Below are 11,252 nucleotides of genomic sequence, written 5' to 3'. Positions count from 1 at the left end.
TTTGCCCAAGGGTAAATGACATTTCTGTCGGATTAAAAATATTAATTAGATAGCTGAATTGCAAAACAATTTTGGAATCATTAACTGCTACTGATATGGTTGAAGTATGACTTTTGACTTCACGACGGTACTAGACATCTAATCAATCGAGCAGTCTACATATTGACAAACCTGTCGTCAGAGGGAAGTGAGCCTTTTCTAGAAATGATACCAATAGTTTGATATGTTAGCGATCGCAGCTTAATATTTTACCTTTATGAATCGTTCCGCCTGCCTCATCTTTAATCCAGTTGCGGGTCAAGGCAACCCAGAAGAAGAACTGATGGAAATTCGAGCCATATTAGAACCAACAATTGACCTGGATATATATTTTACCACCGAAGAAGTTGGTGCTGATGAACTTGCCTGTACCGCAGTTCAGCGAGGAGTTAATGAGATTATCGCTTCTGGGGGAGATGGTACTCTCTCCGCAGCAGCAGCGGCTGTTATCAATACTGATATTCCCTTCGGCATTATTTCGCGGGGAACAGCTAATGCTTTCGCTACAGCATTGGGAATTCCCGACACAATTGATGCAGCTTGTCAAACAATTTTACAAGGAGCAACTCGCAATATAGATGTAGCTTATTGCAACGATCGCCCAATGATATTATTAGCAGGTGTGGGCTTTGAGGCAGAAACGGTAGAAAAAGCCAACCGAGAAGCTAAAAATAGATTTGGTATTATAGCTTATATCCTTGCAGGAATTCAGCAGTTAAGAGACTTACAGAGTTTTGATGTCGAGATTGAAACCGACGAAAAAATCATTAAAACCACTGCCGCAGCCGTCACAGTAGCAAATGCAGCACCGCCGACTTCGGTTTTGGCTCAAGGGCCAGGCGGCATTATTTATAATGATGGATTATTGGATTTAACGATTGTAGCTCCCATCAGCAAAGCTGGTGCGATCGCTGCTACATATCATCTATTTCAAAGCGCTTCTGCTGGTAATGCGGCGGAACGGGACGATATTGGCTACTTGCGAGCCAAACAATTTAAAATTACCAGTGAGCCACCACAAAAGGTTGTCCTAGATGGTGAACTAGTGGGGACAACACCAATAGAAGTTAAATGTGTACCAGAGGGTTTACGGGTTTTTGTACCAACAATAGAAGAAGTTGAACTATCGGAAAAACTGGAGGGACTGCCGAATTTAGTGATTGAGTTGAAAAATCCTCCAGGGGGTGGAGAGGACACAGGAGAGTCAGAGGAGTAAGTTGTTTTGAAACTTGTTTCTGATCCGGCGATCGCTAAAAAAATTCAGAAGATGAACCAACGGGTGCGTTGGCAAGATCCGTTAATCAAACAGCGTGGTATTGATCAAACTCAGTTGGTGCTGGAGGATAGTCAAGCTGATGATCCTGAATTTTCATTTTTGGTGGTGGGGGATAGTGGTTCAGGTAGACATGGCGGACAAAATCCCCAACGACGGGTAGCGGAACTAACCTTACCCCATCTCAATGACTGCCGTTTTATGCTGCATACAGGCGATGTCATCTATTTAGTCGGGTCGAGTGAGTATTATCAGCAGAACTTTATCCGCCCTTACAAAGAATATCTTGTTGGTGGTGAGCATCCGAAAAAGATTACCTACGACAAGATGACATTTCGTTTGCCGATTCTCCCAGTACCTGGAAATCACGATTACTACGATTTACCCATTGTCTTGAACTTATTATCGATCACAACATTACCGATTCGTCGTCTGTTGCGATCGCGCTTAGATTTAGATGTTGGTTTACATGGTTCAAGTACAGGTGATGCTTATGCCAAGGCATTTCTCGATTATCTCAACGCATTCAAATTTCCTGGAGATTTAGACCGGCATTTAGACACATACTATACAGCCAAAACAGACACAGGTCGTTGTTTGTCTTACCAACCAGGACACTTTACCCGTCTGCCTAATCGTTATTACACTTTCTGTTATCGTGGGATTGACTTCTTTGCACTAGATTCCAATACATTCAACGATCCGCCACCACTACCTGAAACTGAAGAAGGCGACGCAAAACGGAGAATTTTAGAACAACGCCGTCAAGAATTTGAGCAAGAAAAGCAGCAAATCTTGGAAACTTCAGCCAAGCTAAATCCTGATGATCCCAGCGAAGCCGAATCTTTAGACGACTTACACGCCAAACTCTCACAAATTGAGGAACTTGTTGTTGATATTGACAAACAATTAGCACCTCAACAAACAACGTACACAGATATAGAACAATTAGAATGGCTGAAACAGCGATTAATTGCATCTTGGCATAACTCAGAAATTCGCGGACGGGTGGTTTATTTTCATCATCCGCCATACGTGACTGAGGCGACAAAATGGCAACAAGCACAAACCCTAGCAATTCGGAACCGCTTGCGTGAAGTATTAGACGCAGTAGCAGCAACAGTGGGTGATGTAACTCAAGGTCATCCCATAGTGGATTTGGTGTTGAATGGTCATGCTCACTGCCTAGAATATCTGCAAACCTATGACACCGGACACTCTGATTCTTTTATCAACTGGATTGTTTGTGGCGGTAGTGGGTTTAGTTTGCGGCGACAGCGAACAGAAGGTGTAGATTTAGTAGAAGAAGATCAATTAATTGCGCGATCGCATCTATTTGTTGGTCGCAACGGTCACGGTTCGCAAAAACGCCGACCTTACTCATGTCTGCGTGTTGACGTGACAGGCGATCAACATCCTAAATTTATTGTCCGTCCTTTAGTTGCAGAATGGTATCAAAGGCAGTGGCATCATCCTCAATTGGAACCATTTGTTATTTAATATTGGCAATGTTGCTAACCATTAATAATAAATAATTAACCGCTGACGGACGCAGATTGAAACTCTCTTTTCTTTCTTAGCGCACTTAGCGGTTCGTAAAAAAGAAATAACTCGCCCACAAACGCGATATTTTAACTTTTATTAATCTAAAACTACGACTTTTGGACAAACACTTTACCACCTAAGAAAGTGTCCAACAAAGAATTTGATAATTAGCGTAGGAAGTAAGCCACTCCTTTTAGAAGTAGCTGGGATTTCACGAGCATGAATGAGAAAATACTATGCTTCAAATTGTAGAAAATTATTTAGGATGGCATAATCTGGGATTAGCCGCCATAGCCGAAGTGCAGGAAGTTTTAACTCCTGAAGAAGTATCAGTTGTCTTTTCCGGGCCAAAATTCTTGGTTTCGTTGCTGGCTGGTATCTTAATGGCATTTGCCTTTCAGCTATTACTAACTAACTTTGCAGTAGCTTTAAGAGTTTCTGCTATTGGAGATGATTCAAGTTCTAGCGATGATTCTGAAAGCTGGGGAACTAAAATTCGCAAAGTAGAAAATAAAGTTGGAATTTGGTCATTAATTAGCGCTACCATTGCATTATTTATCGCTTGTTTTCTAGCAGTAAAACTCAGCTTAATTGAAAGTGCATTTTTAGGCGCAATTATTGGTATAGTTATCTGGTCTGCATACTTCTCGATAGTAGTTTGGTTTGGTTCCTCAACAGTAGGTTCCTTAATAGGTTCAGTAGCAAATACTGCTAATGCTGGACTTCAAGCATTAATGGGAACTGCAACTAGTGCTGTTGGCGCGAATGTAGCAAAACAACAAATGGTTTCAACGGCTGAAGATATTACAGCCGCAGTCAGAAGAGAATTAACTTCGGGGTTTGATGCTGATAGTATTAAAAATACGCTGCAAAATTCTTTAGTTAATTTGCCAAAACCACAGTTGGATTTTAATGATATCCGCAGTCAATTTGATAAAATTTTCAGCGATATAGATTGGCAATCTATCCCTGATAATGACTTGACGCGAAATTTCAATCGTCAAACTTTTGTCAATTTAATTAGCGATCGCACAGATTTTTCTAAAGCAGATATCAATAAAATTGCTGACCAATTAGAAGCTGCTTGGCAGCAAACTCTGGCGCGGCGCAATCCTACACAACAAGTAATTAACTTACTTACATCTGCGACTCCTGAAGAATTACAGTCAGATGAATTAGGCGATCGCTTGCAGCAATTAGTTACCGTTAGTGGTAGTGGTAACGGCAAAAATGGCGGGATGAAACAAGCCATTCAATCAGGATTGACTGCTGCTTTACCAGTAGTTTTAGAAAGAGTGAATGTTTCGGATATAGATGTGAACAAAATTACCAATCAGCTACAAAAGCTGAAAGATAAAGTTCAGGATTTAGATATCGAGAATATCACTCATCAACTGCAAGAAACTATCGAAAAAACTACTAAATCTAGAGTTCCACGCTTCAACTCCCATTACCGTCAAGATGTAGAAGCTTACATTAAAAATTCTTTACCTTGGCACTTTAACCGCATCACAATTAAAGATGAATTCCGCGAAGTCATCTATGATCCACAAGCAGATGCGGCTACTATGCGTCGAGAATTAGAGGAACTCAACCAAGAAGATTTTGCTAATTTTCTGATTCGACGGAGTGATATTAGCGAAGCCAGAGTCAAGGAAATTGCACAGCAAATGGAAGACATTCGCCAAGAAGTTTTAGCAACTGTCAAACAGGCGGAAGTCAAAGATAAGAGTCAAGATTTGCGAAACCGCATCGAAAATTATCTGCGTTCCACTAGTAAAGAAGAACTCAAGCCTGAAGCTGTTGAACGAGATTTTTCTAAGTTGTTGACAGAAGTAGAAGATTTGAGCGATCGCTTACAGGGATTTGACCGTGATATCTTTGTGCAAGTATTACTGCAACGTCAAGACTTTAGCGAAGAAGAAGCGAATAATCTGCTGAATCAACTGGAAAGTGTGCGTGATTCTGTCTTGAAGCAATTAAAAGAACAAGCCAGAACCCAAACTAATCAACTACAACAAAAAGTTGCAGATTATCTGCGAAATACTCACAAGGAAGAACTGAATCCTGAAAGTATTCGCCGTGATTTCAGCACTTTACTTCAAGATCCTCAAACTGGATTTAACTTGCTGCGTCAGCGTTTATCCCAGTTTGACCCCTCCGGGGTTCAGCAGTCGCTCATGGGGGAAACCCCCAAGACCGCGCTGCTTCACCGTGATACCTTATTAAAACTGCTGAGTCAGCGTCAAGATTTGAATGAGGATGAAATCAATCAAATTCTCAATCAGCTAGAATCTGTCAGAAATAACATCTTGCATACACCGCAAGAATTCGCAGATCAAGCTAGAGAACAGTACCAGCAAACCACAACTGCGATCGCCAACTATCTCCGCAATACCAATTTAGAAGAACTCGATCCAGAAGGTATCCGCAGAGATTTGGAAAAATTGTTAGCTGATCCGCAACAGGGGGTTTCTGCATTACGCGATCGCTTATCTCACATTGACCGAGAAACTTTAGTTAAACTCGTCAGCCAACGAGGCGACTTAAGCGAAGAGCAAGTTCAACGAAGTATTGACCGAGTTCAAGATGCTATTACTAACATTATCAAAGCGCCCCGCCGCTTGGCAAATCGCACCGTTCAACGAGTTGTAGATTTTGAAGCGAAGTTAGAAGACTATCTACGCCACACCAACAAAGAAGAACTCAACCCCGAAGGTATTAAGCGCGATTTACAGATGTTACTGCAAGATCCTAGCGTTGGAATTGGTAACTTAAGCGATCGCTTCTCTCAAGTTGACCGTTCAACATTGGTAGCGTTATTATCCCAACGCGAGGATATTTCTGAACAAGAAGCTAACCGCATTGCTGATCAAATAGAATCGGCGCGTGATGCAATTGTCAAACAATTCCAGCAGATTCAACAAGGAGTGCAATCAGCCACAGAGCGAGTTACAAGCAGAATTCGCAACTATCTCAACTCCCTCAATCGTCCTGAACTCAATTATGAAGACATTAGACATGATTTTGCAAAATTGTTTGATGATCCACAAGCAGGATTTGAAGCATTGCGCGATCGCCTGAGTCAATTTGATCGTGATACTTTAGTGGCGCTGATCAGTTCTCGTGAAGATATTTCCGAGGAAGACGCTAACCGAATTATCAATCAAATCGAAGCCGCACGAGATAGTGTTCTGCAACGAGCCGAACGCATTCAGCAGATCACCAAAGAACGCTTACACAGCATCCAGCAGCAAGCGAAAAAGCAAGCTGAAGAAACTCAAAAAACAGTTGCTAACGCCGCTTGGTGGCTATTTGGCACAGCACTCACCTCTCTTGTAGCTAGTGCGATCGCTGGTGCTATAGCCGTAACGGGTGTAACTATCTCGACTATTGGATAGTTGTTTCCTTAAAATACAGCAAATAGCCATCACCAAACAGATCACCAAATGTAACGTTAAAGTCCATTTGTTACCGAGGGTCTGGGTGATGGCTTGTTCAGTAGACGTAATAAGTAATCAGACAGAATTATAGCAGGTGACAGGGAACAGGTTACAGGTGACAGGGTTAAAAGTCTTTTAGTGCATGAGTTTTATCATTGGCCGATGTCCTAACTGCCTTGGCTACTGCTATAATTACACAAATTTTTGACTGTAACCTGTAACCTATCTCCACCCATGAATTTTATTGTGTCCGACTACTTAGTTCCTAAGTTTCCATTCAATAGCCAAGGATTGCTTTTAAATTGTCATCATTAAGTTATGTACTTCTGCAAATTTACAGAGTTTCATAGACAATATCATGAGCGAAACAGTGGTTAATCCATATCTTGATGGCAACTTTGCGCCAGTTCGTGAAGAAATTACTGCGGAAAATCTGCAAGTAATTGGTGAACTACCACCCGAACTATCAGGTATGTTTGTGAGGAATGGCCCTAATCCGCAGTGGTCGCCCATTGGTCAATATCATTGGTTTGATGGGGATGGGATGCTGCATGGTGTCAGGATTAATCAGGGTAAAGCTGTTTATCGCAACCGCTATGTACAGACACAAAAATGGCAAACTGAGCATGAAGCGGGTAAGGCGGTTTTGACTGGGTTGTTAGAACCGCCGCAAGCAGATAATCATCCTGGTATCTCTGGAAATACTGCAAACACAGCCTTAGTTTGGCATGGTGGACAGCTATTGGCGGTTTGGGAAGGCGGTGCGCCTCATGCAATTGAGGTTCCAGAGTTAAAGACAATTGGTGCTTACACCTTTAATGACAAACTAATTTCTGCTTTCACTGCTCATCCCAAAGTAGATCCAATTACGGGTGAGATGGTGTTTTTTGGCTACTCCTTTATGCCACCATACCTGCAATATGGCATAGTTTCCGCAGCAGGTGAGTTGTTATGGACTGTACCAATTGAAATCCCCACTGCTGTGATGATGCACGATTTCGCCATCACAGAAAACTACACAATTTTCATGGATTTGCCGTTGACTTTTAGCCCAGAACGGATGCAACGAGGAGAACCAATGATGATGTTTGAGCGCGATCGCCCAAGTCGTTTTGGCATTCTCCCACGTCACGGCGACAACAGCAAGATTCGCTGGTTTGAAAGCCCGTCTTGCTATGTGTTTCATACCCTGAACGCTTATGAACAGGACGATGAAGTAGTATTAATCGCCTGTCGGATGAGTTCTACTTCTGTGTTGGGTTTTAGCGGTGCCGATGATCCTGATGCAAATATTCCGCGACTGCATCAATGGCGGTTTAACTTGACTACTGGTGCTGTTTCTGAGTCAAAATTAGATGATATTGCTGGGGAATTTCCCCGCGTCAACGAGAATTTCTTGGGGCGACAAACTCGCTACGGCTATGTTAATAAAAGCGCAGATACTCCCGTGCCTTTGTTTGACGGTGTAATAAAATACGACTTTAGTAATGCTACATCCCAAACTCATGAATTTGGACAAGGACGTTATGGCGGTGAGTCTGTATTTGTCCCACGTCCCAACGCCACGGCTGAGGATGATGGTTGGTTGATGACTTTTGTTCACGATGAGACTGCAAATACTTCAGAATTGTTGGTGATGAATGCTCAAAATGTTACCGCTGAACCTGTGGCGCGGTTGCTAATTCCGCAACGCGTACCCTATGGGTTTCATGCTGCTTGGGTTACTGAAAAACAGTTGACAGGATTTTAACTAATTAGATATCTCCGAAAATGAATGTAGAGACGTTACATGTAACGTCTCTACAAGGGTTTCAGGTAACGCATTATGAATTTATGGAGATGTCTATTGGGATAAGCTCTCTAGCCTAAAATCTAGAAGTGGCTAGAGAGCTTATTCCACAAGATAAGGATTGTATTACGCCAAAATGAATACTTGTTCCTTGACCATTAAAGAACTTACAGATGCTGTGGGTGGTGGTATTACTCCCCGCATGGTGCGACATTACCATCAATTGGGGCTGTTGCCGCAACCTGTGCGATCGCCTAGCAACTATCGTCTCTACACTGAACAAGATGTCATCCGCCTGCAAAGGATTGTGGCACTGAAGCAGCAAGGGTTCCAACTCAACCACATCCGCAATATTTTGGAAGTAGAACCAGAAACCGACACTTTGACAGCGCAGTTACAGCAACAATATTGGGCGATTATGCAACAAATTGCCCAATTGCGACAAACAGCCTCAGCATTAGAAGGATTATTAGGGCGCGATCGCCATTGTCAAATTATGCAGGCGGAAGTCCTCGCTCAACTTAAATTGTTAGAAGTAGAAACTCAAGTTGGCTTAGGGGGACTAGAAAAACTTTGGAGTGGTTTAGATGCAGAGATACACACCCACTCAGAAGCATTTGCCGAATCTTTACAACTTTTGTTACCTGATTTATCAAACCGTTCTGAAATTGAGCAACACCTAATTGCTCAGTTGGTTTTAGCCTGTGGTGATGTGAGTTTAGCATCCTTCGTCAGGGTGAGTGCAGGTGCGATCGCGGCTAGTCGTCAAGCCTTCTCTTCCGGCTGTGAGATTGTTGTGGATATTCCTACTGTTGCAGCTGCTTTAGATCAAACAAGATTAGCTCACTTGGGCTGTCGAGTCACTACTTTGATTAACGATCCCCACGTCACCACCGCCACAGAAGCCGAACAGGAATTTTGGCAACATCAAGAATGGCAAGAAAAACTACTGCAAGCTTCCAATGGTTGCGTTTTAGTGATTGGTTATGCACCTTCGGTTCTCCTCGCCACCTGCGCTGCCATCAAAGAGCAAAAAATTCAACCAGCTTTAGTAATTGCGATGCCTATCGGTTTTAGCCATGCTCCCGCTGCTAAACGCCAACTCATGCAACAACAGATTCCAGCGATCGCAATTGAAGGTACTTTGGGCGGTGGACTACTTGCTGCAACTGCTTTAAATGCCTTGGTTGAATCTTTGATTGAGAAGCCAGATTGTCATTGCTACTTGAGTTAGGAAGTTGAACTATCTGGGAAAACACATGCCAAAAGCCAGCAACAACCTTAATTTTCCTTGAAGACGAATTTTTTGGCGCAAAATTGCCCAAACAATATTTTGTTCTTTGGCGAGAAACTTTAACCAAGTTTGGCTGTCAGCGGTAATGCTAAGGTTGGCGATTCCTATATGTCCATCTTCAACTTGAAGGGTTTGATTACGAATAATCACAGTTGCTTTACATGGCTCTGCACCTAAAAATGTAAAGTGGTAAGTCGCATTCAATCTTTTTGATTGATCGCGTTGAAATGTCAAAGGCATCCCCCACAAGAATCCGCGAATCGATTTGGGTTGTAGACTATTGCCAACTTGTTTTACCTGCTTGTGAGGAAACCGACGACTGACATACGCTTCGGCATCTGAGCCTGGAACCACGTAAATCGTCTCTTCTTTCTCCTGTAAGGGTTTGACTACTTCTTGAATAAATTCTTTGCGCTGCTGCAAAAAAGGAGCAATCACATCCTCTCCAGCCGGGCAAACTGCCATACAATAGGCGGCTTTATAGTTGGCTCCATAAGATAAGCTCTGCCACATAGAGGCGGATTCATCTGCACTGACATGCTGGCGATATTCCCGCCTATTTTTACTTTCGACAACAGTTTCTACCCAATCTGTAAAACCTCCAAGAAACTCACGATAATTGTGGGTATAGCAAGCCGAAAAGTTAAAGTCACCATCGGTACTAATCGCACCCACGGGACAGGCGGAAACACAAAGTTTGCACTCCAAGCAAGGGTTATAGTCGATGGGTTGGTGATAAGTTGTCACTTCCACATCAATCAAAATCGTTCCCAACAAGATGAAGTTGCCGAATTTGGGATGGATGACATTGCGGTGAATCCCCATTTGTCCTAAGCCAGCAGCCACGGCTACAGGTTTGTGGGAAACCACCCAGACTTTTCCGGGAAATTGACTCATTTCCATCGGAAATCCCATTGCTGGATTTAAGCCGCGAATTCCCTTTTCTCTCAGCGCCGCTAAAATCCGATGGGCAATATGATTGACTTCATCACCTGTGTTGTGAAATTCAACATTAGCAACCGACCGTGCTGGACTACGAACATTTTCTTGATTCATGCGGCACACAAAACTAATTAGGGTTTTGGTTGGTGCAAAGGTAGTCAGAATATCTTGACGTTGATCTGCTATTTCCGGTCGGTTAATTTCAACAAAGCCTACATCATCCGCGCCAGCTTCTAAACAGAGGTGGCGGAGCCATTCTTCATCAACTTGCGTGGGTGGTGTAATATTCGCCCCGGATGCTTCCTGTTTGCGCCAGTGTCTAACTGTTGGGTGTTCGTCAAAGTTGGGCATATAACTCTCCTTGATTAAAACTTCCAGTCCATCAGGAAAATAAGTGTATGTACACTTATTTTCCAAAAAAAACTAAATTTGGCTGACTAAAGCTGTTGTGGCGCTTAAATGCGATAACAAAGTAGACCAACGCTCATGTCCTAGCTTTTCTACAATACAGGCTTGCGCTTGCTGCCATAGGGGTAATGCTTTCGCCAAGGTGTTCTGCCCTGCTGTTGTCAAAGTGACTACTCTTGTCCGTTGATCTTGCCCAGGCTCAATCTGGATGAATCCCTCGCGCTCAAGGGGTTTGAGGTTGCGTGTCAGGGTGGTGCGATCCATAGCCAAGCCTTGTGCTAGTTCATTAATTGTTCCGGAACCCACAATGGCGATCGCTACTAAAATCGTAAACTGAGTTACCAGCAACCCGCTTGGCTGCAATTCTTGATCGAAAAATTGTGTCACAATTCGTGAAGCTTTACGCAAGTTAAAGCAAGTACACAAAACTCCAACCTGGTTGAGTTGAGCTAGATTGATGGGAACTGCTGCTTTATTCATAGGAATTAAGTGTATATACACATAAGCTATATGTCAAGC

The 11,252-nt window shown here is 42.9% G+C and carries 7 protein-coding genes; 5 read left to right on the top strand and 2 right to left on the bottom strand.

Annotated features, from left to right (window positions below; translation table 11 throughout):
* The first annotated feature begins 256 nt into the window (after positions 1-256).
* From IQ259_RS18030 to IQ259_RS18010, 5 genes are all read left to right on the top strand, one after another.
* Positions 257-1,255: a YegS/Rv2252/BmrU family lipid kinase gene (locus IQ259_RS18030; protein ID WP_193887238.1), complete on the top strand. Its 999-nt coding sequence runs from the start codon at positions 257-259 to the stop codon at positions 1,253-1,255.
* A gap of 6 nt (positions 1,256-1,261) precedes the next feature.
* Entirely contained in the window at positions 1,262-2,812 is a 1,551-nt protein-coding gene (locus IQ259_RS18025; RefSeq protein ID WP_193887228.1) for a metallophosphoesterase, read from the top strand.
* A 281-nt stretch (positions 2,813-3,093) separates the two neighbouring features.
* On the top strand, positions 3,094-6,258 hold the full coding sequence (locus tag IQ259_RS18020; protein WP_193887226.1) for an MFS transporter: 3,165 nt from the start codon (positions 3,094-3,096) through the stop codon (positions 6,256-6,258).
* A 400-nt stretch (positions 6,259-6,658) separates the two neighbouring features.
* On the top strand, positions 6,659-8,050 hold the full coding sequence (locus IQ259_RS18015; protein WP_193887224.1) for a carotenoid oxygenase family protein: 1,392 nt from the start codon (positions 6,659-6,661) through the stop codon (positions 8,048-8,050).
* A gap of 175 nt (positions 8,051-8,225) precedes the next feature.
* The gene (locus IQ259_RS18010; RefSeq protein WP_193887222.1) at positions 8,226-9,323 is read left to right on the top strand and encodes a precorrin-8X methylmutase; all 1,098 of its coding nucleotides are present in this window, start codon (positions 8,226-8,228) and stop codon (positions 9,321-9,323) included.
* Positions 9,324-9,332: 9 nt separating this feature from the next.
* On the opposite strand, the gene IQ259_RS18005 is transcribed toward IQ259_RS18010, so the two are convergent.
* Positions 9,333-10,676, bottom strand: coding sequence for a 4Fe-4S binding protein (locus tag IQ259_RS18005; protein WP_193887220.1), 1,344 nt, complete (start codon positions 10,674-10,676; stop codon positions 9,333-9,335).
* 72 nt (positions 10,677-10,748) lie between these two features.
* Positions 10,749-11,213, bottom strand: a complete 465-nt coding sequence (locus IQ259_RS18000) for a MarR family winged helix-turn-helix transcriptional regulator (protein WP_193887218.1) — start codon at positions 11,211-11,213, stop codon at positions 10,749-10,751.
* Positions 11,214-11,252 lie beyond the last annotated feature (39 nt).

This window comes from Fortiea sp. LEGE XX443 (assembly GCF_015206815.1).
Lineage (GTDB): Bacteria > Cyanobacteriota > Cyanobacteriia > Cyanobacteriales > Nostocaceae > Nostoc_B.
The sequence above is the reverse complement of the archived record's forward strand: the minus strand, read 5'-3'. Positions and strand labels throughout refer to the sequence as shown.

What these genes read in the sequence shown, in the direction of transcription:
- IQ259_RS18030 (WP_193887238.1), top strand. Translation starts at nt 257, where the DNA reads ATGAATCGTTCCGCCTGCCTCATCTTTAATCCAGTTGCGGGTCAAGGC.
- IQ259_RS18020 (WP_193887226.1), top strand. Translation starts at nt 3,094, where the DNA reads ATGCTTCAAATTGTAGAAAATTATTTAGGATGGCATAATCTGGGATTA.
- IQ259_RS18015 (WP_193887224.1), top strand. Translation starts at nt 6,659, where the DNA reads ATGAGCGAAACAGTGGTTAATCCATATCTTGATGGCAACTTTGCGCCA.
- IQ259_RS18010 (WP_193887222.1), top strand. Translation starts at nt 8,226, where the DNA reads ATGAATACTTGTTCCTTGACCATTAAAGAACTTACAGATGCTGTGGGT.
- IQ259_RS18005 (WP_193887220.1), bottom strand. Translation starts at nt 10,676, where the DNA reads ATGCCCAACTTTGACGAACACCCAACAGTTAGACACTGGCGCAAACAG.
- IQ259_RS18000 (WP_193887218.1), bottom strand. Translation starts at nt 11,213, where the DNA reads ATGAATAAAGCAGCAGTTCCCATCAATCTAGCTCAACTCAACCAGGTT.